The sequence below is a fragment of the Streptomyces sp. ISL-99 genome (genome assembly GCF_018614005.1).
Lineage (GTDB): Bacteria > Actinomycetota > Actinomycetes > Streptomycetales > Streptomycetaceae > Streptomyces > Streptomyces flavidovirens.
On record NZ_JAGGPC010000030.1, the window covers coordinates 60228 to 82542 of the forward strand.

Annotated in this window: 21 protein-coding genes; 2 read left to right on the forward strand and 19 right to left on the reverse strand. The window is 69.8% G+C overall.

The window, feature by feature from the left end:
* Positions 1-344 precede the first annotated feature (344 nt).
* The 9 genes from J7E91_RS19185 to J7E91_RS19225 all read right to left on the reverse strand — a co-directional run bounded on the left by J7E91_RS19185 (position 345) and on the right by J7E91_RS19225 (position 9328).
* Positions 345-650 carry a hypothetical protein gene (locus J7E91_RS19185; RefSeq protein ID WP_214906275.1) on the reverse strand — a complete coding sequence of 102 codons (306 nt, stop codon included), beginning with the start codon at positions 648-650 and terminating at the stop codon, positions 345-347.
* 253 nt (positions 651-903) lie between these two features.
* Positions 904-1467 (reverse strand): hypothetical protein, encoded by a 564-nt coding sequence (locus J7E91_RS19190; RefSeq protein ID WP_214906278.1) that lies wholly within the window; start codon positions 1465-1467, stop codon positions 904-906.
* The gene (locus J7E91_RS19195; protein ID WP_214906281.1) at positions 1464-3689 is read right to left on the reverse strand and encodes a hypothetical protein; all 2226 of its coding nucleotides are present in this window, start codon (positions 3687-3689) and stop codon (positions 1464-1466) included. The genes J7E91_RS19190 and J7E91_RS19195 overlap by 4 nt, the downstream gene beginning before the upstream one ends.
* On the reverse strand, positions 3686-5485 hold the full coding sequence (locus tag J7E91_RS19200; protein WP_214906283.1) for a hypothetical protein: 1800 nt from the start codon (positions 5483-5485) through the stop codon (positions 3686-3688). The genes J7E91_RS19195 and J7E91_RS19200 overlap by 4 nt, the downstream gene beginning before the upstream one ends.
* Positions 5482-6963 carry an integrase gene (locus J7E91_RS19205; RefSeq protein WP_214906285.1) on the reverse strand — a complete coding sequence of 494 codons (1482 nt, stop codon included), beginning with the start codon at positions 6961-6963 and terminating at the stop codon, positions 5482-5484. The genes J7E91_RS19200 and J7E91_RS19205 overlap by 4 nt, the downstream gene beginning before the upstream one ends.
* Before the next feature lie 221 nt (positions 6964-7184).
* A complete protein-coding gene (locus tag J7E91_RS19210) occupies positions 7185-7370 on the reverse strand; it encodes a hypothetical protein (RefSeq protein WP_214906288.1) in 186 nt (61 codons plus the stop codon).
* A gap of 378 nt (positions 7371-7748) precedes the next feature.
* Positions 7749-8567 (reverse strand): DUF317 domain-containing protein, encoded by an 819-nt coding sequence (locus J7E91_RS19215; RefSeq protein ID WP_214906291.1) that lies wholly within the window; start codon positions 8565-8567, stop codon positions 7749-7751.
* A 15-nt stretch (positions 8568-8582) separates the two neighbouring features.
* On the reverse strand, positions 8583-8873 hold the full coding sequence (locus J7E91_RS19220; RefSeq protein ID WP_214906294.1) for a hypothetical protein: 291 nt from the start codon (positions 8871-8873) through the stop codon (positions 8583-8585).
* A gap of 80 nt (positions 8874-8953) precedes the next feature.
* Positions 8954-9328: a DUF317 domain-containing protein gene (locus J7E91_RS19225; protein ID WP_214906297.1), complete on the reverse strand. Its 375-nt coding sequence runs from the start codon at positions 9326-9328 to the stop codon at positions 8954-8956.
* Positions 9329-9552: 224 nt separating this feature from the next.
* On the opposite strand from J7E91_RS19225, the gene J7E91_RS19230 reads away from it, so the two are divergent.
* Positions 9553-10866 (forward strand): hypothetical protein, encoded by a 1314-nt coding sequence (locus J7E91_RS19230; protein WP_214906299.1) that lies wholly within the window; start codon positions 9553-9555, stop codon positions 10864-10866.
* 151 nt (positions 10867-11017) lie between these two features.
* A complete protein-coding gene (locus J7E91_RS19235) occupies positions 11018-12589 on the forward strand; it encodes a gamma-glutamyltransferase (protein WP_251015916.1) in 1572 nt (523 codons plus the stop codon).
* A gap of 230 nt (positions 12590-12819) precedes the next feature.
* On the opposite strand, the gene J7E91_RS19240 is transcribed toward J7E91_RS19235, so the two are convergent.
* From J7E91_RS19240 to J7E91_RS19285, 10 genes are all read right to left on the reverse strand, one after another.
* The gene (locus J7E91_RS19240) at positions 12820-14073 is read right to left on the reverse strand and encodes a hypothetical protein (RefSeq protein ID WP_214906301.1); all 1254 of its coding nucleotides are present in this window, start codon (positions 14071-14073) and stop codon (positions 12820-12822) included.
* The gene (locus J7E91_RS36060) at positions 14073-15323 is read right to left on the reverse strand and encodes a hypothetical protein (RefSeq protein WP_251015917.1); all 1251 of its coding nucleotides are present in this window, start codon (positions 15321-15323) and stop codon (positions 14073-14075) included. Before J7E91_RS36060 ends, J7E91_RS19240 begins: the two co-directional genes overlap by 1 nt.
* A gap of 320 nt (positions 15324-15643) precedes the next feature.
* Positions 15644-16666: a collagen binding domain-containing protein gene (locus J7E91_RS19250; protein WP_214906303.1), complete on the reverse strand. Its 1023-nt coding sequence runs from the start codon at positions 16664-16666 to the stop codon at positions 15644-15646.
* A gap of 35 nt (positions 16667-16701) precedes the next feature.
* On the reverse strand, positions 16702-17190 hold the full coding sequence (locus tag J7E91_RS19255; RefSeq protein ID WP_214906306.1) for a hypothetical protein: 489 nt from the start codon (positions 17188-17190) through the stop codon (positions 16702-16704).
* Positions 17191-17222: 32 nt separating this feature from the next.
* Entirely contained in the window at positions 17223-18095 is an 873-nt protein-coding gene (locus tag J7E91_RS19260) for a DUF317 domain-containing protein (protein WP_214906309.1), read from the reverse strand.
* Positions 18092-19321, reverse strand: coding sequence for an ATP-grasp domain-containing protein (locus J7E91_RS19265; protein WP_214906312.1), 1230 nt, complete (start codon positions 19319-19321; stop codon positions 18092-18094). The genes J7E91_RS19260 and J7E91_RS19265 overlap by 4 nt, the downstream gene beginning before the upstream one ends.
* Positions 19322-19375: 54 nt before the next feature.
* Positions 19376-19678: a hypothetical protein gene (locus tag J7E91_RS19270; protein ID WP_214906315.1), complete on the reverse strand. Its 303-nt coding sequence runs from the start codon at positions 19676-19678 to the stop codon at positions 19376-19378.
* Positions 19679-19710: 32 nt separating this feature from the next.
* Positions 19711-20946 carry an MFS transporter gene (locus tag J7E91_RS19275; RefSeq protein ID WP_214906317.1) on the reverse strand — a complete coding sequence of 412 codons (1236 nt, stop codon included), beginning with the start codon at positions 20944-20946 and terminating at the stop codon, positions 19711-19713.
* A complete protein-coding gene (locus J7E91_RS19280; protein WP_214906320.1) occupies positions 20943-21455 on the reverse strand; it encodes a regulator in 513 nt (170 codons plus the stop codon). Before J7E91_RS19280 ends, J7E91_RS19275 begins: the two co-directional genes overlap by 4 nt.
* Positions 21452-22294 (reverse strand): helix-turn-helix domain-containing protein, encoded by an 843-nt coding sequence (locus J7E91_RS19285; RefSeq protein ID WP_214906323.1) that lies wholly within the window; start codon positions 22292-22294, stop codon positions 21452-21454. The genes J7E91_RS19280 and J7E91_RS19285 overlap by 4 nt, the downstream gene beginning before the upstream one ends.
* Positions 22295-22315: the final 21 nt, after the last annotated feature.

Genomic DNA, 22315 nt, shown 5'->3' on the forward strand with positions numbered 1-22315 from the left:
CGGCCGGGGTGGCCAGGGCCTCGGCGAGCTCCTCCCGAGCGATCACCGGGCGCTCCAACACCGCGCCCGTCTCGCCGAGTTCAGCAAGAACCCGCTCTGCTTCGCGTGCCCGGGCAGCCCGCTCCCGCTCCTCCACCAACCCCATCACCGATGTCACCGCTCAACTCCGCATCGTCGAGACCGAACTGATCTTCCGAACCCTCCCGCAACGACACCGGAGCCGTGCCTGAACAGCGGAAATCAACGATTACAGCCGGAAAGACATCGGCTTCTGATCCGGCGACCTGCGCGGGGAAGCGGAACCTTGGGGGGCGAGAGCGCCCCAAGATGGTCTGCCGTGTGCGCTAACCGGTGAAGATCACCGCATGCGGAACCGTGGCTCCGCCATAGGCGCCGCTCTCGCCGGACGCTAGCGAGTCCTGCGGGACCATGCACTCCGCGTCGCGGAAGAGTACGGCCTGGGTGTCGGTGACGTTGTCGGCGATACCCGCGCCGCCGTCCAGCGGGACACACGTGTCGTCTGGCGGATCGGTGATCGGGACCCGGAAGCCCGTGTCGGCCCGGTTGTAGAAGAACGTGCCCGACGCCGCCTGGGCACTGGTTGACACTCCCGCCACCAGCACGAACGCCGAGCCTGCGACGACGGTCATCCTGGCGAGCCGTTTCCCCATGTACAAAGAAGACCCCTTTTCTGAACCGCTGTGCCTCTTGTGAGGGCTATGTCCAGCGCAGCAGGGATGACAGCGGCATGCCACCGCTATGCGCACGGATCACCCTTTGAGGTGCGGAGAAGCGGAAGCTCGGACGACGAACACTGCGGGTTGCGCCCCATCGGATTCCCCCCCACGGCGCTAGCGCTGTAACTCATCCCCCAGGGTCAGACGAGCCCCTGCCACAGGGACGTCAGCCGTCCGGCGGCACTGTGCTCGGCCTGTCTTGGATCCTGCCCCCAGCCGGTCGGCAGACTTTGAGGGCGGAGCCCGAGGACAGCGGCCGCACCGCGCCGCCCTGGTGCGACCCCTCACGCAGCTGGGCGTTCTCGACCTCCAGCACGTGGACGACGCGCGCGAACTGCTGCACCAGGCCGCGCAGGTGGCGACGGTCGGCCTGCAGGTCTTTGACCGTCTCTCGGAGCAAGGCGTTCTCCCGCTCCAGATGCCCGGCGGGCTGCGGGCCCGTGTGCCGGGCGCGTACGAGCGCGTAGAAGAGGTCCTTGAGCCCCGTGTGCTTGTGGGTCAGCTTGTTGCGCTTGAGGCCGGCTTCCTCGGCCAGGGACTTGATGGTCAACTGGCCGTCGCAGCGCAGCGGGACACCGGCGAGCAGGCGGACGATGGCTTGGGTGATCGCGGTGACCTCCTGGGCGTCGGCCTGCTTGGCGGTGTCCTGGGCCGCCGTGGCCATTGCGGTGCTGATCGTGAGGGCGAGCCGCATCGCTTCGTCGCCAACCGGCTGGGGCGGGATGGTCATGGCCGTGCTCCGGGAGTGGTGCGGGTGGCGGTGTGCTGGTCGATGACGGCCTGCTGGGCGTCGCGGCGTTGCCGCAGCCGGTGTTCGATCGGCTGCGGGTTGAGGCCGTCATTGATCTCGGCGCTCAGCGCGGCGACCTCGTCCCTCAGGGATGCGACCGTGGCGTCGGTGCGGGCGATGTTGGCGCAGGACTGCTGGCAGCGGTCATGGCTGGGGGTCGGGGGCGGGCGGTGTCCGGGGCGGTCGCGGTGCGGGTCGCAGAGCGCACGGTGCGGGTCGCGGTTGCAGATCAGCATGGTGTGCGGGTTGGTGAAAACCTGCAGCCGCGGGTTGGTGAGCAGGGCGGCGGCCTGGCGTCTGGTGAGGTGGCCGCCACCGTAGGTGTGGTCGAACTCGCGGATCGCGGCCACAAGACGGGCGGCTGCGGGGCCGCTCACTCCCGCCCCGTCGTGCAGCTGTTCGGCAGCCTCGGCGAGGGTGTCGGCGATCGCCTGGGCCCGTTCGAGGTCAAGGAGTTCCAGCATGTCCGTGCTGGCGCGGCCGCTGTAGCCGTCCGAGACGGCCAGTTCCAGATGTCCGTACTGCAGGCCCAGCGCGATCCGGCCGCCCGGCTGCCGGTTGATGAACCAGGCCACCGTGCGGCGAAAGCGCCGGAGGGTGAGGCGGCCCGTAGGGTCGGCGGGAATCATCTCGTGGGCCCGGCCGTGCCGGGCGGCCAGCCGGTTGGCCCAGATGATGAACTGCTCGATGCGGTAGGCGGCCGTGCCCGTCGGCATCGCGGCTCCCAGGTGCTCGCGCGCGTGCCGGTGGTCGCGTTTGTGGGTGAAAGCGCGCGGGAAGAGCAGGTCGCCTTCGACGAGGTCTTCCAGGACGGCGACGGCCTGATGCACCACAGGCACCACCGTCCAGGGCTCGCCACGTACCTCGCCCTCGGGCTTGAGGCTGCCCGCCGCGTCCCGCACGCCCTTGAAGTGGCGCCCCGTCAGCTGGCAGCGCTCCACCGGGGACTGCGGATCCTGCCGGATGCGACGGCAGCCGCGCTGAAGGTGGAGGACCTCCTCGGGGCGCATCCCCGACAGGTAGGCGATCACGATGAGGGCGGCCGTGGCCAGGTGGATCCCGAGCGGGCGGGCCTCGTCGAAGTCGATGGACCCGTGCCAGGGCCGGGCGTTGATGCGGCCCGTGATGGGTGTGGCCAGCGGGGTACCGGCGTCCCCGGCCGGCAGGCCACAGGTGGGGGCCTGTTCGTGGACGACCTGGGAGACCTGTTGCACCGAGACACCCAACTTGCCAGCGATGTAGCGGGCGTTGACCAGGGGCCGTTCCGGCCTGCTCTGCCCGGTGCGGTTGTTCATGCTGGTGCGGGCCATCTCCGTGATGCTGTGGCGCAGGACAGGCAGCAGGCCGCCGCTCTGCTGCAGCCGGCGGAGATAGGCGCGGACCGCCGCGCGGCCGCCGGGCGGGGAGGCAGGGGCGATGGCGTCCTGGATGCGGTCATGTGCGTGCTGGGCGGCCAGGATGTCGGGGGCGAAGTCGGTGACGCAGCGGATCGCCCACACGATCAGCGGGGACATCACCGACGGGTGGATGGGGACAGTCGTGTTCTCGCCCGTGGCGGTCCTGGGCGTGCCGGCCAGGAAGGCATCGAGGCCGTCCTCGTCCCAGGGCGGCATGGACAGGCGGTCGCCGGGCAGCAGGTGCGGGGCGAACGCCCACAGCCTGGTGAGTGAGAGCAGGTATTCGGAGCGGGTAGTGCGGTGCCGCCGCCGGGGCAGCTGGTCGGCGTAGGCGCGCAACAGGGCGCTGTCCACCGCGTCCAGGCCGGTGATGCCCTGGTCGGCGAGCCAGTAGGCGAAGCGGCGCCAGCCCACCAGGGTGGTGGCCACCGTGCTGGCGCTGATGCGCGGGCGGAACGTGGAGTGCGGCCGTGTCAGGAGCACGGGCGGGGTGGGCAGGTTGAGCAGGGCCCACGCGGCCCGCTTGAACGTGCCCAGCAGCCGCGGCGGGAAGTCCTCCCAGCCGATGGCCTGCGCGGTGTTCGTTTCGCGGTGGTGCAGGCCCGCTAGCTGCCAGCGCATCGCGGAGAACAGTGGGATCTGCGGCGCCGGGAAGCCGGGCCGGGCTCGCTCCACCGGGAACACCGGTGCATCGGTCGCCGGATCCACCAGGACCAGGAGTCGCTCCGGCTCACCCGGCGCCGCGACCGCGTGCGGCGTGCTCATCCGTCGAGCCTCCGATCCAGCATGCGGTCGATCAGCCGGCGGTCGTCATCGGTGAGCTGCTGGCGCAGCGCGGCATGCTCCTCGGTGCGGGTGTGGCGGCGGAGCAGGTCGCTGATCCGGGCAAGGTGTGCGGCCCAGTCGGCGTGCCACACGGCCGGGCTGACCGTGGCGCGTAGCTGCTCGATGGCCTGGTGGAGGTAGAGGATGCGGGGTAGGTGCCGCTCGGTGCTCAGCGCGTTCGGGCAGGCGAAGCACAGCAGGAAGGACACCGTGCAGGGCCCGTTGGGAGTGAAGGGGCTGTGCGCGAAGTCGGTGCAGGCCCCGACCGCGGTATCCAGCCGGCCCGCCCCCAGCCGCCGGGCCGTCCCCGGGTCCAGACCGGTCTCGCGAACCAGCAGGCCCTCCTCGGTGCCGCGCACCAGACGCATGGCCAGCCTGGCCTGGGCATGGTCGAGTGCCTCCGTCAGGCCCTGCGCGATCACGGCCGGTGCACCGGCGCGCACGTGCGGGTCGCGCAGCCGGTACACCTCGTCGCTGACCTTGGGCGTGTTGTGGCGGGGCCCGCCGAACAGGGTCTGGACCGTGCGGTGCAGTCGCTGGATCGACACCGCCACCGGCACCCCGTCTGGTGGGCAGGGGGCCACCGTGCGAGCCCAGCGGCGCACGGCCGCATCCACACTGACCGGGCCGGCGGCGAAGTACTCGCCCCTACGGGGCCGCGTGCGGCGGGCGATCAGCAGCCGGGTGTTGGGCGTGCCCATGGCCGCCTGGGTGGCGCGCGCCTGCTCGGTACAGAACACCACCTGCCGCATCACCCGGCCCGCCGACCCCTCGCCCGCGTCGACTAGGTTGTTGGTGGCATGCCGCAGCCGCTCCGTGCGCCGGGCCTTGTACGTGGCGACCCGCTGCACCACCGGCTCCTCACCGCCCGCCTCACCGTTGGGGTACAGATCGGGCACGTACATCGTGGCAAGCGGGGTGAGGTTCCAGCCGTCCGCGCAGGCCAGCGCCACTGCCGCGGCCCCCATCTCCTCAAAGGTGAAAAACAGCCGCACCCAGAACGGGTAGCCGGCCCGCGACTGGCCAGCCACCAGAGGGCGAAGCCGCGCGTGGATCGGCGCCTGCTCGCCCTGCGGGCGGATGCGCGGCGCATCAGCCGTACGGGCCACCTGGTCCAGAGCCCAGCCCCACAGCCCCTCCTCACTCTGCGGCTCCAACTGCCCCTGGCGCCACCGCTCCAGAAGCCCCCGCCCCTGGGCGATACGCTCATGGGCCCGGCGCACCGAGGCCAGCGCGGCCCGGCGCACCGCCGTGAACTCCTCCACCGTGTAGGAGACGACGCCCGACACCGGCGCCGGCCGGGGGGTGCGGGTGCGCAGCAACTCCCCCGTCGCCTGCGGCAATGCGGTCTTCAGCAGCAGGGGGCGCAGATTCATCCGGCCCGGCGACGCGGCCGTCCACGACCGCCACACCATCGGGCTGACGTCACACGCCCCTTCGACCTGCGGATACTGTTCGCCGACGAACCGCAGAAACTGCCGCAGGGCCTTGAAGGCGGTCTGGCAGCTGGCCCTGCTGGTCCACGTGCCGCGCGGCGGAGCCGACGCCGCGAACGCTGCGACCAGCTCTGCCCGCAGCACCGCAGGCCCCGCGCTGTCCCGGAAGTCGTATACCCCCAGCTCCTCTCCCTCCTGCGACACCGCCACAACCACCAGGCCGCCCGCGCCCACCCGCTCGGGCACCGCATAGCCGGACGGCGGGAACGCGGCTGCCCGGCCCCGCACCACCCCGGTCATACCCGGGCCTCCTGTGCGTGATCGAGAATCAGCCCGGTCGTCGCGGCCAGCCGCGCCAGCAGCTCCTCGTTGTCCGACGCCTCCTCCTCGCCGCTCAGCAGCGTGTCCAGCTGCAGCCCCCGCACCGGCTCCAGATAGATCTCCCGCGTCACCACCTCGGACCGGTGCCCCAGCAAATCCCGCACCAGCAGCCACACATTGCCGTACAACTCCTCGTACTCGCGCCGCTCCTTGGGTGTCAGGCCCAAGCGGCGGTCCAGCACGCGGCTCAAGGTGACCAGCATCCGCAGGGCGAACGAGTGCCGGCATATATGCGGGGTGCAGAACACCGGTAGCCCCAGGCGGGCGCAGCGCGCACTCGCCCGCTCGAAGATCCCACTCCAGCCGCGGTAACGCAGCGGCAATCCCGTCTCAGTCAGCCACAGAGCCAGCGGCTCCAGCCCCTGCTCCCCCTCGGTGTACAAGTGCACCCTCTGCCGGTCGGTAAGCCCGTCCAGCAGTGCCTCGCACCGCCGTCCCCGCTCATCGACCCACGCAAGTCGGCCCGCGCGGTTCATCGACCGCACCACCCAGCGCACCGGCAGCCTCTCGTACCGCCCCGCCGCCTGCGCCTTACGCACCGCCTCCGCCCTGGTCGTCACCCGGTACACCCCCACCGCCGTCAACGCCGGACGGCTCACGTAGAAGAACCGCCCAGACGTCTTGGCCACCGCGGATGCCACTCGGCCCGCGTAGTACGACCGGGGCAGCAACACCTCCGGCAGTTCGCTGGTCAGCAGCGTCCCCGCCTCCCGGCGCCGCAGCCCGCTGCTGAACAACAGATCCGCGAACGCCGCATCCCGCCCGTCGTTGCGACCTCGCCATGCCCGCTCCGGCAGCCCATCCGCCCCGTACCCCCGCAGCCCCACATCCCGCCACAGCCGAAACGCCCGCGGCGTCACCCACTTCACATTCGAGCTGCGGACGTTCTTCGGCGTCAGCTCTGCGACCTGGGCGACACGACCGCCCGGCAAACGGACCTCCCGCAACTGCACCGGACTCGCGCGCACATAGCCCCGCCGCGCCGACCACTCGTACAACAGGCGGAAGGCCGCCAGTTCGCGCCGGAACTTGGCCCCTCCCACCCGCCCCGGGTTCCCCACGCCCCGAAGCCGCCACTCCTCCCACGTCTCCAGATCACCGACGGTCGCCTCGTCCCAGTACCGGCCCTCGCGCCACAAATGCGTGAACAGCAACCGGTAGTCACGTACGTAGGAATCCTGCGAACCGACCTCCAGCCGAGCGAACCGGGAGCGGCGGAAGAACTCACTCAGACGGGGATCAACACGGAAGTGCGGATCGACGAGGATCGGCTGCCCTTCGCGAAACCCCAACGCCTGCTCCCGGCTCTCCAAGCCACACCCGCCTTCACGATCGAGCCACTCGGAGGCTTCACCAACCGGCCCGCCCACCCAGAACAGGGACCACTCATCCAGCATCACGTCAGCCCTAACTGCGCAACACGACCTTGGGCAACACGCGAAACGTATACGGAACCGACGCTCCCCGGCCCTCGTCGACCGCCACCTCGACGAGGCCCTCGCCAAGGCCACACCAGCCAGCTGACCGGCCCTGACACACTGCTGCCCCCGAACTGGACTGCGTCGGTCGGGGGCAGCAGTGCTGTGCGGCGGACGGCCGGGCGCCGTCCGGCACGCTCCTAGTGGGACGCGACCCAGGCTGCGAGATGGGACGTGAACGACGTTGCGAGTCTGCTTCCCGCCGTCGCGACGAAGGCCAGGGCGATGACCGCCACCGTCCAGGGCGAGATGCGTTGAACGATGATGTGCACTCCGCCGCATCGGAGTTCAAGGGCAGGCCGCTGCTTCTCTTCGGTTCGAGGCATGTATCTATTCAGTCGCACGGGAACGTGGCACCGCTACGCCATACCGTGGCCACCTTGCCTACTTCAACGGCGCCTCAATTAACACATGTTGGGCCGGATTGCTACGCCAAAGCTTGGCCACCTTGCCGGATTTCAGGTGCTGGCAAAACCACACAAGGGATTCTCGCTGCTACGCCGGGCAGACCCCACTTCCCCCAGCCGAGGGCCCGCAAGTGGCCAACGAAGCCGCGCCGACCCGACACCTCGTGCTCGTCGCGCAAGTCGTTGCCCTCTGACTTGATGGCCCACCCTAGACCTGGAGAGGAACGCCAGTAGCCCGGCCCCCCGCTTTGGGGAGGACCGGGCTTCTCACGTCGGGTCGCAGGGTGCCGCCGAACGCTATGCCGGCGCGCGCAGCAGTCGCTCCCTGGTGGCCTCGGGCAGCACGCGCCGCAGGACCGGTGCGGTCGAGCTGAGGGAGGCGGCGAACACGGCGACGAGGTCGTGCGGGGCGCTGGCGGAGAAGGAGGCCGCCCACAGGCAGGGGGCCCCGAGCGCAGGCTCGGCCCACGCCTGCCATCCGGCCGATCCCGCGTCGTCGGCCTCGGTGGTCAGGGCGCGCGGATCGGCGTCCTGGATGAGGGGCGGCACCTCGCCGAGGCTGATGTGCGAGGTGAATGTCGGGTCCGTCGCTCCCGCATGGGGCTGGTCGATGTCGCGGAGCCAGCCGTGTGCCGCGACGGCGTCGAGGACCGTCTCGGGGCAGGCGAACGGCACGGCGGGCTGATCGCGTGCTTCGAGCGCGACGAGGTAGTCGGCCACCGCCTCGCTCGGGACGTCGGTGGTGAAATAGGACGACCACGCCGCGAGCGGGCTGCTGGTGTCCGTGCGGGCGGAGATCTGCCAGGCGATCGGCAGGTCCCCCAGGTGGAACGGCTCGTCCGCCAGGCTCCACTGCGCCCAGCGCAGGGTGTCGGGGCTGATGTGCAGGACGGTGCTGCGCAGGACCTGGCGGTCCTCCGGTGCCTCGTCCGGCTCCTGCCGGCCGCGGACGATCGTCAGGCTCGTCCAGCCCAGGCCGGCGAGCGTGTCGGCAACGCGGTCATAGAAACGCCCATCGTCACCGGCAAGATGCCGGGGACCGACCCAGAACGCGGGCTGACCGCCACGCGAGGTGGACGGGTCGAGGGGGAAGTCGGGGTACAGGGGCGCCTCCAAGGGCTCGGTACGGGTCTACTTGCCGCCGGCACGGCGGCGGGGGCGGCGCGGGGGTGCCTGAACGGGGCCCTGCCAGGTCAGGTCGATAGCGACTTCGGGCGGCAGATGGCCGAGTTGTGCGTCCGTGTCGCGTCCCTCAGCGAGGTAGACGACGGTCCGGCCGGTCTCGTCCACGGACTGAACCACCTGCGCCAGGCGGTGGGCCATCGGGAAGAACGGGTTCATGGCCTGGCGGACCGGAGCATCCCGGTCGCAGCCGGACAGCAGGTCGATGAGATCGGCGACGGTCATCTCCGAGGACGTCACGAACAGCCTCCTGTGGGTGGGGAACGTTGAGCGATGAAAGAGGGCGGGCGATCGGCAGTCGGCAGCCCGCCGCGCGAGGGCTACGTGTGTGCGCCTGACTGCCGTATGCGACGTGAGGTCTCCAGCACGCGCGCCACGGCAGCGGCGACGATGTCGGCGGGCGTCTCGGTGTCGAACGACAGGCGGTAGCCGCGTACCTTGGCCGTGCCGGTGACGGCGATTGTCCATCCCTCGCCATCGGTACCGGGGCGGCCGAGCGGGAACCAGCCGAGGTAGAACCGGCCGTCCTTGCTGCTGACATGTACGTCCGCGCGATCATCGACGATCAGGTGGAAGTCCTCTGCGGAGAACTGGTCCATGACCAGCGTGGGCTGTCCGGGACCGAGTTGCCATTTCCGCAGCCGCAGGGCTTCGACGGTCGTTGAGAAACCAGGGCTCACGGGAGCCACGGTCACGAGCATCACCTCTCTGACCTGGGGTTTCTTGCAAGGTCGTTTACCTTGACATGCCTTCGCCCACGTTGGCCAGTCTTTCCGCGGTCTTTCCTGTCTGCCCCCGGCGAACTGCTGTTGCAAAGCCCTTTCGTATCGAACTCACGAAGCCAGCCGAAGGGAAACGAGTGGCCAACCGGGGCCTTCTGGGTGCATGCTGGCCCGTTTCCCATCGTGAGGAGAAGTACATGGAGATCCGGCCGCTTGAGGACTTGCGCACCGCGGACGATCTGTCGCTGGCGTTCAACCCCTACGGGCTCGGCGGCCGAATGAAACCGGAAGACGCTGCGGAGTTCCAGCAGCGTCAGATCGCCGACTGCGACCTGGCGGCGGGTGTCGCGGCTGGAACACGCGGCTCCTTCGAGCGGCTGCGCACCGTCTTCGCCTATGGCGTGCTGTGCTACGACGTGTACACCATGGTCGGGGACCAGGCGCTCCTCATCTACGAGCAGGCGTTGCGCGACCGCTTTATGGAATGGTGCGCCGGCACCATCACCTTCCGCGTCCCTCAGTCCCCGGACGTCTCCCACACCGTCACGTCGTACGAGGACGTCAAGAAGCGCGCCGACGCGATGAAGGGCCGACGCGCGAAGCTGGTCGTCGCCACCCACGCCATAGAGTTCAACGGGATGCTGTACGGGCTTCGCCTGTGGGCGCGTGCGGCGGGGCTGCTCCGCGGGCGGCGCAGCCGCGCAGTCGAAGACGCGCTGGCCAAGCTACGCAACTACGTTGCCCACCCCTCCGGCCACCACGTCGACACCCCCGTCGAGGCGGCCCGAACGGTGCGGGATCTGGCGGAGCTGATCAACCAGCTGTGGGGGCAGGCCACACCCGGCGGACGCCTGTACCCGGCACCCCTGCGCCGGGAGATCGCCGTGCTGAGCTGGAACGGTTCCGGGCGGGCACGGATGGAGCCCGCCGACGCGCTCACCGTCCCCGATCCCGTAGAAGAACACGAAGACGACGAGTACCAGCACGTCGTGGTGCGGGCCATCCCCTTCGTACCGGGAAGTCGCCGGGACGACGCTCACTGGGCGGAGTTCGACACCCGCTACGAGACCACGCGGTACCCGACGGATTACCTGTGGGGGCCGGGCACCCGAGAGCAGGCTCGGACGTGGCTGGAGCAGGAGCGCCCCGAGGGGGACAGCGTCGACTTCACCGACCGAGTGTTCCTCGTCCAGGACCACGAACGCCTGCTGCCACCGATGCGGCCGGCGGTAGCGGCCGGACTGCCCCACGACGAACGCGTCGGGATCTGGCATGCCGTGCGGGCCGACTTTCCCGACGACGCCTTCGCCCACGTCCGAAGCTCCGGAGATCGCAGCACCGGCCATACCCGCCGCCCCGGTGACTGTGCTGCCTGTTCTGCTGAAGTCCTTGGGTCCGGCTCCTACGACGAAGCCCTTCGCGCTGCAGCGGCCGCTCTCGGCCCGATCCAGTCGGTACGGCCGCCCTCCGTCCGGCTCCCTGTGTCGACTTTCTGGCCCGACCGGCCGTGAGCAGTGCAACGCGAGGAGGCGGGTGGCAAGCCAACAACACCGGTCGCCACTGGACATGACCGTGACTGCGAGATGACGACCGGAACCAATGGGATCGGCGGCCTGCTGCCCGGTATCCGGGAGGGTCAAGGCCCGTGCCAGAGTGATCCTCATGATCCCCGCGCACATCGCCGACGAGCCGCCGCTCACCTACGCCGACAGCTTCGACGTACCGGTCCTGTTCCGTAGCGGACCCGCGAACAAGCCCAAGAGGCAGTGGCGCACGGCGAAGCACGAGGCGTGGAGCGCGTCCGACGGATTCCCGGCAACCGACGGCTGGTACGCCCCGACCACCACCTGGCGGGAGATCATCAAGGCCGCCACCGAGGTCGGCCGCGACGTCACGCCGCACCTGCAAAATCAGCCCCAGTACGCGCACGGGGAACTCGTCGCCCGGGTCTCCCCGCTGTACGCCTACCTTGGCGCCCACGCCGTCACGCCCCGGCACCCCGTACCGGGCGCAAAGGGCCGGCGCCTGACACTGAATCCGGTGTACGAGCACGGCACCGAGCGCACTGCGAAGAACGCCGCTGCCTACCGGCTGGGCATGACGATGACCGAGTGGGCGTGCCGCTCCTTGCTGGGCCTCGGACAGACCCACCACCTCGAACTCGGCGACCCCATCCCCGATCTGAGCGAGACGTTCAAGGACCCGAAGAGGACGCTGCCCGACCTGTGGGGACGGCACGAGGCGGAAGAGATGTACTGGCTGATCGAGGCCAAGGGCGGCAGTGTCGGCGTCGACACGCTCCGCAAAGGGTGGGCGCAACTGGAGGCCGGCAGCAAGGTCCTTGGCTCCTACAAGCACCGCATCGTCCTGGTCGGGGCGTCCGTCCGGCCCGGAGACGACCTCTTCCTCACGATCGACCATGACCTGCACTCCGGCGAGCCGCCCCTTCCCCCGGCCGGATCCGGCGCTGACGACGCAGCGGTCGGCCCCGGCAACCTCGAAGACCACCTCGGGGACAGCGACGACGCGCTCATCGGCGCGGCCCGTGCCCAGATGCTCGCCTACCTTGCGCTGCGCTCCGCTCCCGCATCTCAGTTGCGCACGGTGCCCGTCCCGGCCGACCGCGCGTCCCGCCACCGTCGTTCCGGGCTGACCACCCCCTTGGAAAACGACGACCTCACCCTTGCCATGCGGGCGGACGCCCGAGGATCGGCGCCCCACATCGAGTCGCACACCCTGCGCGCCCAGATCCGCTCCTTTGGGCTCGACGACTTCCTCTCCTGCCGCATCCCGGGAACCGAGGTCCACCTCGGCATGTCCAGAAAGCTGTTCGCCGCCTGCGCACGCCTCCACGAAGAAGATATGGCCATCGCCCGGAGCACCCCGGGGCTGCGCGCCGAGGACCAGCCAGCCCTCGACCAAGGGCTCAGCGACGAAGCACAGGAAACACAGCGGCTCACCCAACGACGCATCTTCCGCGAACAGCAGGAGGAAGCCCGCCCGCGGCTGCGCCCCCTCCTCCGCGACGCCTACGAGCGGGGAGCAGCGAGCGACTGGAGCGACCTGCTGCGCCGTCCCCAGGAGCCGGAGCTCGACCTGGAGGGCGACGAGGGTCTCCTCGAAGCGGCGACACCGGAAACGTACCTGCCGTCAGCCGCTACGACCTGCCCCCCGCACGCGCCTAGTCCGGCCCGGGCAGCGTCCGTATGTGAGTGTCAGGCCAAGGAGATGTGACTGAGTGTTCCAGTTGCGGGTGAGCGCTTGAGCTGGCGATTTTCGCCGCGTGCCGGGCGACCGGGTGAGATCGGCCCGAGACGCGGTCCCGCCCGAGCGCGTCTCATCACGTTCAGCAGTCCACAGAAGGGCCTTGGCCTGGCAAGTCCTCGATGACGCTGCGGCTTCGGCCAGGCCGGGCACCGGCGCCAAGGCCAGGGACAGTCTGAGCAACCTTTGCCGGTACGACGCTACTCAGCGGGGGGCGCCTCGTGCGCGAGCTTGGGGGCGGCGTGCTCAACTTGCACGGCGGACCGGTCGGGGATGGCTGGCGCGGCCCGACGGAAGTCCAGGTCGTCGAATTCTCCTATTGTGTCGGCGAGCTGGTCGCCGACGATGTCGCGCAGCACCTTGACGGCCGTCACCAAGAGGTATCTGTGTTCAGGGGTGAACAGATGATCGAAGGCGGCCTCGGTGTATGCAAGGTCGCCGCAGCGTGCGTCGAAGCAAGCCAGTTCGGCGGTCTGGACGAGGTCCCTCGCGATCGCGGGGTTGGCTCGCAGCTTGGTGACCAGGCCGATGTAGCGGTCAAGCCACCCGGGTGGTTCGGCGACAATGGATTTGAGGCTGGCGACGGCGATGTCCTGCCGGGTGGCGCCGACCCTGGTGTAGCTGTCGTGGATACGCCGGACTTGGTGTTGGACGAGTTCGTCTGCCTGGCTGAGGATTTCCAGGATCTGGCTGTTGTCGGGATCGCCGAGGGTGACTGCGCGGGCAACCCGTTCCTTCAGATCGCTGGCGGGTACGACATCCAGGCGGGAGGCGTCGCGGATTGCGGCCAGCAGCAGCGCGATCAGCGCGTGGCTGGCCAGGACCTGTGAGGTCGGATTCGGGACGACGCCCTGGCGTGTGGCGGAGCTCAGCGCGACCAGCGCGTTAAGACATTCGGGCGAGTCGGCCAGCAGGCTATCGGCACGCAGAAACGCCACCAGTCCACCGGGAATGTGTTTGAGTCCCTTGAGCTGGGTGTCAGTGCGACGTTCCGCCTGTTCACAGCCCACGCCTTGGATGTGGGCGAATCGTTCGGGTACCCAAGCGTGGCCCTCCTCCCTGGAGGCGAGGGTCTGCATGTCCATGATCTGCAGATCCAGCGCCTGGGCGATGGTCCGGCCCCGGCGGGTGATGGTTTGGCGAACGAGGACGGCTCGTTGGGTGCCAGTCAGGCGCTGCAGTCCGGAGAGCCACAACAGCCGATCCGGCTCACCGGACTGTCCCTTGGTGGTCTTGCATTCCAAAACCGACAGGCTCGTCCGCAGCCGGCCATCGATGTCGACCGCGAGCACGTCAAGGTCGGTCAGGATTTCGCGCCCCCGGTCGGCGGCTACCCGCAACGGGACCCGCAGGCGAGCTAGGGCGCCCTCAGCGAACTCAAGGCGTCCCACCCGGCGCTCCAGGTCCGCGCCTGGATCCTCGGGACGAGTGCGGTTCGTCTGGGTGGCCGCCACTAGAAGTTCCTCCGGGCCGTCGTGTCGCGCAGTGCTGACATGAACCGCCGCGAGTCGGCATCGTCCAATACGACCGCCGTGGCGACCTGGGCGCGCTCGCGTTCCAGGTGGTTGTACGAGCGTTGCTCGCCGATCCCGGCAAAAGTCGTGTTCTCGCCGCCAGCGGTGTTCCCGCGCGCGTCGAGGATCGCGAGCGCTTGCTCCGCGACCTCGGCCTGCAGCAGGCGCATCCGAGCATTGCGGCCGTCGCCAACGACTTCGATGGTTCCAGCAGTTTCGAGCATCGCGTAGTCCTCCGCGATGCGCTCGTGACTGCCAGCTTCGCCGTCGCGGATGAGGACGTGCAGGAACGCGCCAGGGCTAGTGAGCTTCCAGGACGCGAACGTCGATGCATAGATCATGCTGCCGACGAGCTGACGGATGTGGCCGGATGGGTCGCGGGGGTCGGTACCGAACGGGTCTCGATGCAGGTGTGGTGTGAAGAGGAGCTTCTTGTCGCTGGTGGCGACGACCTGGGACCGCTCGACCAACCCGGCACTGACAGCGAAGTCGATCCATCGCTGTTCGGTGCTCTTGACGTGCTCCTCCGGAATACCGGGCGAGGCCATGACCTCCTCAATCAGCGCACCGACCTCCCGCTGCACACGCGCGTCCTCAGTGCGCAGCGCGGCCGTCACCACCTCGGCGTCACCGACCCAGATGTTCGGATTGAAGACCACCGCGCGGCCGTCCTCACTCTGCACCTCGCGCACGAGGTTGACGGTGATCAAGCAGCCCAGCGCCCGCTCGGCAGACTCATCCCCATGCGCAGAGCCAGCCTGCAGAGCCGCATGGCGCTCCAGCGGCTGGATTGAGGTCGCCCGCATGATCTCCAGCGCGGCACGCTGCGTCGGTGTGGCAAGCAGCATGCCCAGCAGCCGATCCGTCGCACCCAACAGCTCGGCATTCGGCGGAACGAAGGCCGCCACGCTGACCAGCGCCCCGTCGGGTCCCCGGTCGCATTGAACCCAGCCCAACTGTTCCATCGTAGGCAGCACAAACCGGTCAAGATCCAACGGTCCGATCTTGGCTTCGATGCCGATAGCCCGTACTCGTTCGACCGAGGAAACTTGGGCGTTACGCAGCCGCCAGGCCATCTCGTAGACCTGCCCGGCAAAACGCAAAGTCTCCAGTTCAGCGTGCACAGCCGACACCGAGTAAGCGGTCAGGTGCCGAGAAAAACCCAGGATGAGCTGAGCGTCGCTGATCAAGAATCCCCCTGGACGTGATCCGTGAAGGCTAGACCGACGAGCGTAACGGATAGCAACGTCTCTGCAGGCTCTGCAATACCGCAAGTTCGGCCACGTTGCAGCGGCAAGAGCGGAACCCGCCCCCACGGCCCGACGGCCACCTCGCACGATCCAGCTGACGAGGTCCGCTGCGACAATCGAAGTACTGGCCCTGATCGTGCTCATCCTCATCGGCGTGGCGCAGCCGAACGAGGCATCTGCGAGTCCGCGGACGGCAGAGCCCCCGGCTTCCACGCTGTGGAATCCGGGGGCTCTGTGTCGCGAAGAAGCGGGGGTGAGGGTCAGCTCTCGGTGGAGTCGTCGGCGGACTCGTCCGCGCGACGGCGGCGGGCCATGACGAGGACGCCTCCGCCGACGACGATCAGCACCCCCGCGCCGCCGATCAGCCACGGCGTGGCATCAGCGCCGGTGTGAGCGAGGGAGCCCACCGGTGCCTTCGACGTGGAGTCGCCGACCGGGGTCGCGGCAGCGGGGGTGGAGGAGTCGGCATCCGGTGTGCCGGTGGCCGGCACGGAGGGCGTGGTCTCGCCGGAACCGCTGCTCGGCGTACCCGGGTTGGACGGGGTGTGGGTGGGCTTGTGCGTCGGCTTGTCCGAGGGGTCGGGCTTCGGGTCGGTCGCGGTCTTGGCGTTGGTGACGGTCACAGTGACCGGGGCACCGGGGCCCGCGGTGAACGTCTTCGTCGGCTTGTAGAGGTTGTAGCCGGCGGGGGCCTTGATCTCCTTGACCCAGAACTGCGTCTTCCGGCTCGTCACCGGCAGGTCTCCGGAGGCCGTGCCCTTGGCTCCCGTGGTCAGGGTGAGCAGTGTCGAGTCGCCAGTGCCGATGTTCACGGTCGCGCCGGGCAGGAGCTTGCCGGTCTTGTCGTCCTTGGCCTGCAGGAGAACCTTGGCCGCCTTGAAGGGGTCGGTGATCGTCAGCCGGGTGGTCGCGCCCGGGGTGACGATGACGTCCTGGTCGGCAACGACCTCGTGGAGCGGGCTACCGGAAGCCGTCTCCTTCAACCGGTAAACACCCGGCGCGAGATCGGGGAAGGTCAGCTTCCCCTGCGCGTCGTTCTTCCCGCGTCCGGCTTCCTGACCGGCGGAGTCGAGCAGCAGAAACGCGGCGCCCGGCAGCGCGTCCCCGGCCGTGTCCTTAGTGGTGATCTCGACACTGCCCGCGTCCAGGGCCCGCGTCTCCGCGGGGGCGGCAGAGGCCGAGGGGGTCGGTTCGGAGGGCTGGGCGATCGCGGCCGGCGCCCAGGTGAGGGTGCCGGTCACCGCCACGGCGACGGCAGCGGAACGGACAAAAGGTGCGTGCACGAGGAAGAGGACTCCTTGATCATGGGGGGGGAACGTCAGCGGATGTGGGCACCGTTGCGGGTGATCGGCGGGGCAGCTGCCTTGAGCGCGGTACGACCCGCCGCGCGGCTGGGCGCGGACGCGGTCCAGGCGCCGGGGAACCAGACGGCGGTGTACTGCTCGATGGCGTCACGCAGCTCGGTGGTGACTGCGCCGTCCCACGGCGGGCGGCCGGGGCGGTGGTAGGTGTCGAAGGTGCCGTACTGCTTGGTGTTCGGACGGGTGTTGGTGGCTTCGTCGCGGCGGTGGAACGTTCCGTGGTCCAGGAAGCTGAGTGCCACCGCGTCGATCTCGCCGCGGTCCGGGTGAATGACCGCGACGCGCAGGCCGCCGTAGGTGTCCGCGTGGATGGTGCGGCTGAAGTCGATCCGCAGCCGCATCGGTGCGCCCGGGACGGGGACGGCGAAGTAGGTGTTGCCCACGACGGTGTGATCGTGGAAGGGGAGGCACAGCTCGGCGAAGAACTCGGCGGCCTGCAGGGACAAGAAGGGCTCTCCAGTCAGAGGTTGGGCCGCCGTCAGCGACGGGGGCCGGGCAGCGCCGGTCGGCTGGTGGTGCTCCAGCGCGGGACGCTGGACGCAGGGAGCGCGGCCGGACGCCGGGATGAGACGGCCCGCTGCACGTCGAGCGGTGTGGGAGCCGGCGGTCCAGGCGGCAGGATCGGGGTGAGCTGGGCCATCCCCTTGATGTAGCTGAAGGTCTCCTCACGCCAGCGGGGCAGCGGGGCCGGATCGGCGACGCACTCGGTGACGGCGGTGAGCAGGGCGACGGGCGTGACGGTGCTGGCCGTGGCGTACCAGACGGCCCGGTCGATGGACTTGCCCGCCCACAGCTGCCAACGGGCATCCCGCGTGGTCAGCTCGGCCTCCGGATCGAGGTCACCGGTGGTGAACTCCATGCCGGCGAGCCCATCCGGGGCCTGGACCGCGAAGACGCCCCAGCGCGGGCGGTCGATCTCCCAGCCCTGCTTCAGGAGGGGCACGACGGCGAGGAAGGGATCGTGCTCGTCGATTCCGGCGACCGGCCGGGCGAGGTAGGCGTCCGGCCCCTGCTCGTATGCCGTGGCGAGGACGGTGGTGAACGCCTGGACGAATTCGGTGGGGACGCGGTCGTTGAAGCAGACGCCCCACGCCGGCGGGCCGAAGGAGTCCTTGTAGGCGTTGATGCGCCAGAGGCCGTCGTCCTCGCCTTCGGGCAGGTAGCCCAGACGTACGCGCCGGTCGGGAGCGCTGACGTAGACGTTGCCGAGGTCGTCGTGCTGGAGGTCCCAGCCGAGGTCGAGCAGCGGGGTGAGGGCGGGGTCACCGGTATAGGTGCTGCTGGCGAGGTGGCGCGGGGAGACGTAGACGTCGCCGTCGATGTCGCGGAGCGGATCGGGCTGAGAGTTCATCGGTCCACCCGCGTGGTGACGGTGATCTCGTCGGCCGCGGTGCCGAGGCGCTCGGTGACCTCGGCGGTGTTGCGGCCGGTGACGATGTAGAACCCGGCCCGTGCGGTGAACAGGTCACCGTCGGGCGGCAGGAGGAGCGGGTCACCGATCTCGCGGATCCACTGCACCTGCCGTAGCCACGGGGTGTGGGCGGCGAACGGGGTGTTGATCTGCCGCTGGGTGAGGGTGCCGGAGGCGTCCGGGTAGAGCATGCGGATGCCCGCGGCCTCGCTGCGGGTCGGGGTGAGGTCCGGCGCCCGGCCGCAGGCGAGGTCGGCGGCGGCCTTCGGCAGGTCGATGCCGGTGGCGAGGCGGACGAGGTGGCCGATCATGTCGCCGCCGATCCTGGCGTTGACCTCGATCAGTCGGGGCCGGCCGCCGACAAGGCGCAGCTCGACGTGCTGCACGCCGTCGGTGATGCCCAGCGCCTTGACCGCGGCAGCGGCTGCCGGGGCAACCTGGTCCAGGAGCGGGTCGGTGGCATCGACGGTGTGCCCGGTCTCGTCGAAGTACGGGGTTGGGCCCAGGTGCTTGCGGGTCACGGCGACCGCCGTGGTCTCGCCGCGGTGGGTGACGCACTCGACGGAGAATTCCGGTCCGTCGAGATACTCCTCGACCAGGACGCCGGTGTCCTCGCGGCTGCGGCTTGCGCCCTCCGATGCGAAGGCGAACGCGGCGGGCAGTTCTTCGGGGCGGTCGACGCGGATCACGCAGATGCTGCCGGCAAGGGCGGCGGGCTTGATGACGGCGGGGTAGCCCAGCGTCATCGTCGCAAGGCTGGCCTCCAGCAGGGTTCGTGCCTTCATCGAGGCGGCCGACGGTACGCCGTGTCGGGCGAACAGGGTGCGGGCGGTGGCCTTGTTGCGGCAGGCCCGCATCACCTCGACGGAATTCGAGGACAGACCGAGCGCGCGGGCGAGGCGGGCGGTGGGTACGAGGTTCCACTCATCCCAGGTGACCACGCCGGCGAGGTCGTGGCGCTCGGCCAGGGCCCGGCCGCCGACGAGCAGGGCTGTGGGGTCGGTCAGGTCGACGACGGCGTGGTCGACGATGAACGGTGTCTCCCACGACGGCTCGGTGCCGGTGAGCAGGACGACGTCGTACGCGGCGGCCACCTGTTCAAGGCAGTAGCCGCGATAGGTCTCATCACCCGGAGAGACGACGAGTACGAGGGGACGAGCGGACAAGAAGAGGTTCTCCGTATCAGTGGACGGCAGGACGAGAGAAAGGAGAGTGGTGTCTCAGGCGGCACGGCGGCGGCGTAGCTCGAACGCACCAGCCCAGTGGGGGTGTTCGTCGATCAACTGGCGGGCGTAGAGGGCGGTGTAGTTGTTGTTCAGTCCGACGACGCCGTACGGCAGCTGACGGCGCAGGTCCTCGAACAGGTCCTTGAGGCTGACCCGCGTGGCACCTGCGGCCAGGCGGCGGGCGGCCATGCGTTCCAAAGCGCGATAGACGTGCGGGTTGCGGGCGTCGAAGGCATGGAACTGCTCGGTGATGCTGCGACCGCTCGCACGGTGCGATCCGAGGATGGCGGTGGGCATGAGGTTCTCCACAGGCTGGGGACGCGGCAGGGTCAGGTGCGCAGGACGGGATCGGTACGCAGGCGGGCGAAGGCGCAGAACAGGCCGAGGGCCTGCAGGGCGGCGCAGGCGGTGATGACGTGGCCCAGCGCGTTCGGCGGGGTGAGCGCGGTCAGTACGCCGGCGACGGGGAAGGGCAGCAGGAGGATGAGGATGGTCGCCGACAGGGTGCTGCCGAACTTCTCTGGGGGAATCAGGCGCGAGCGCAAGGTGCGCAGGACCACCGTCATGCCGCCCTCTGCCGCCATGAGAACCGCGACCAGGACCAGGTAGGACAGGTAGTCGGGGGCCTGGGCGGCGGCGAGACAGGCGAGCGAGGCGAGGGCCGCGCAGGCGGCACCGACCGGCCACAGTCCCAGGCGGTCGAGCGCGAACCGGCAGATCGTGACGCTGAGGAGCGTGGCTGCAGCGGCTGCGGACCAGACCAGGCCGACGGCCGTGGTGGATTGTCCGAAGTGCTTGACGACGATCACCGGGCCGGCCGCCTGGAGAAGCCCGGTGGCGAGGTTGGACAGGGTCAGCCCGGTCACGAGCCAGCCGAGCGCGGGCAGCGAGCGGATCGTGCGCCACCCTGTGAGGAGTCCGGCACCCGGCTGCCCCTTCGGCGCGCGGGCCGGGGCGACGGGCGAGGGGGGTGTACGCAAGGCGAGGAGCGCGGCGAGCAGCGAGAGCACGGTGATCACGGCGAGCATCGGCGGCGGCCCGGCGAGCAGGAGCAGTCCGGCGAGCGCAGGGCCGGCCAGAGTCGCGGTCTGGTCGATGCCGAGCAGGACGGCTTGCACCCGGTGGGCTCGCCGTCCAGCCCTGCGGCCGGCGGCGGCGCCTGCGGTCTCGGCCGCGATGTAACTGAACTCGGTGAGCACGCCGGTCGTCGCCGCGAGCACCATCACGGTCACGCTCGCCATGTGGCCGGACGGGTGCAGGTGGAGAAGGACCGCGCCTGCGGCGAGTGCCAACGCGCGTCCCAGGGATGCCAGGTGGAACACCACGGCTGCCCCGCGCCGGTCGACGACCGCTCCGGCCCACCCGAACGCCGCCAGCCGTGGGACCCACTCCAGGGCGAATGCAATGCCCGTCAGCGCGGCGGAGTTCGTGGTGGCCAGGACAAGCAGCGGAATGCCGTAGGTGGACATCGCGAACGCCAAGGCGTCGGCCGTGCGCGGCAGGTAGATGCTGCGCATCAGCCCGGCGGTGTGGCGTGCGTGCCGGGGTGTAACCGCTGCGCTCACGCGACCGGCTCCGGGTCAGGGACCCGGGTGACCTGTGGGTTACCGGCCAGCCACTCGATCAGCAGAGCGCGAGGGCGGGCAAGGTCCGCCTCAGTGCTGGGCAGACGCGCGGCCGAAGGCCACGAGCGGCCGTCGGTGTTCTGGGCCGCAAGTGCAGGTGCCAGCAGGTCGAGGACGTGTCGGATGCGGCTGCTGAACTCGCAGATCGGTGTCGGGTAGGCGTGGCGTCGGGCCCAGCGAGCCATCGCGTCGTACAGATCGGCCAACTCTGCTCCGGAATCAGTAAGTTCGAGTCCAGTGCCTGGCGCGGTCCGGACGAGACCGTGGGTACGAGCGGTTTCGGTGGCGCGGCGCTGTTGATGCGAGGAGAGGTCGGGGAGGGTATTGGCCAGCCGTCGCGGCGGGATGGCCCCGTTGTCGTCGATCTCGGTGACCAGGCGGACCAAGGAGCGGGCAGCCAGCAGGTCGACGGCGTTGCGTACTTGGGCAGGTGTGAAGAGGGCAGTCATCGGCGCGGCCCTCCCGCCTGGATGGCCGTCTTCGGGCGGACGGTCGTGGCGTGGGAGAAGAGATCGCGGTTGTGCCACGCCGGAGCGGGCTCACCCGTTCGGCCTGGCGGGAGGCTTGCGGGGGTTGGCCGGGACTGGCTGCTGACCCACGGCCTCGGTGCGGGCTTGGCCTGCGGGTGCCCCCAGACCGGGTGGTGGGCCGCCTGGTTGAGGGGCTGTCCGGCGGACCACGCAGACAGGGTGCCGAGCACGGGGCCCAGGCCGTCGCCCGCCGCGGACAGTCGGTAGGGCCGGCCCATGCCCTCGGTGTCGACCAGGCCGTCGGTCACCAGCTGCCGCAGCGGCGGGTAGACGTTGGTCCAGTCGCTGTCGGGCATCACGATCCGGGCCAGGGCCCTGCCGCTGACCTCCTCGCGGGACTTGAGCACCCACAGGATGGCGGCGGCGTGCCGTCGGGTGAGCAGCGTGAGGCTGTCCTCGATCTGTTCGATCGCGGGCAACGGCCGTTCCGCCGTCTCCAGGTACTCCTCGGCCCAGGTGACGATCATCGGCAGGACCGGCAGCAGGGCTGCGCCGCGCTCGGTGTGGCCGTAGGTGACGTGCCGTGCGGTGTGTTCGGTGCGCTCGACGAGACCGGCGTCGCAGAGCGACTTGAGCTTGGGGTGGAGCTGGCCTCCCTGCAGCCAGGACACCTTGGCCGCCAGCTCGCTGTAGCGCAGCGGCGGGCCGGAGAGCGCCAGCATGATCCTCACGTTCCAGCGTGGGGTGATCATGGCGAGGGCTTCGGTGACCCGGGCGATGTCGGCGTCGGTGTCGGGAGGCAGAGCGGTGATGGCCAAGGGAGGAACTCCTGGGTGAGT

What these genes read in the sequence shown, in the direction of transcription:
- J7E91_RS19280 (WP_214906320.1), bottom strand. Translation starts at nt 21,455, where the DNA reads ATGACTGCCCTCTTCACACCTGCCCAAGTACGCAACGCCGTCGACCTG.
- J7E91_RS19190 (WP_214906278.1), bottom strand. Translation starts at nt 1,467, where the DNA reads ATGACCATCCCGCCCCAGCCGGTTGGCGACGAAGCGATGCGGCTCGCC.
- J7E91_RS19185 (WP_214906275.1), bottom strand. Translation starts at nt 650, where the DNA reads ATGACCGTCGTCGCAGGCTCGGCGTTCGTGCTGGTGGCGGGAGTGTCA.
- J7E91_RS19195 (WP_214906281.1), bottom strand. Translation starts at nt 3,689, where the DNA reads ATGAGCACGCCGCACGCGGTCGCGGCGCCGGGTGAGCCGGAGCGACTC.
- J7E91_RS19270 (WP_214906315.1), bottom strand. Translation starts at nt 19,678, where the DNA reads ATGCCCACCGCCATCCTCGGATCGCACCGTGCGAGCGGTCGCAGCATC.
- J7E91_RS19210 (WP_214906288.1), bottom strand. Translation starts at nt 7,370, where the DNA reads ATGCCTCGAACCGAAGAGAAGCAGCGGCCTGCCCTTGAACTCCGATGC.
- J7E91_RS19205 (WP_214906285.1), bottom strand. Translation starts at nt 6,963, where the DNA reads ATGCTGGATGAGTGGTCCCTGTTCTGGGTGGGCGGGCCGGTTGGTGAA.
- J7E91_RS19235 (WP_251015916.1), top strand. Translation starts at nt 11,018, where the DNA reads ATGATCCCCGCGCACATCGCCGACGAGCCGCCGCTCACCTACGCCGAC.
- J7E91_RS19230 (WP_214906299.1), top strand. Translation starts at nt 9,553, where the DNA reads ATGGAGATCCGGCCGCTTGAGGACTTGCGCACCGCGGACGATCTGTCG.
- J7E91_RS19260 (WP_214906309.1), bottom strand. Translation starts at nt 18,095, where the DNA reads ATGAACTCTCAGCCCGATCCGCTCCGCGACATCGACGGCGACGTCTAC.
- J7E91_RS19200 (WP_214906283.1), bottom strand. Translation starts at nt 5,485, where the DNA reads ATGACCGGGGTGGTGCGGGGCCGGGCAGCCGCGTTCCCGCCGTCCGGC.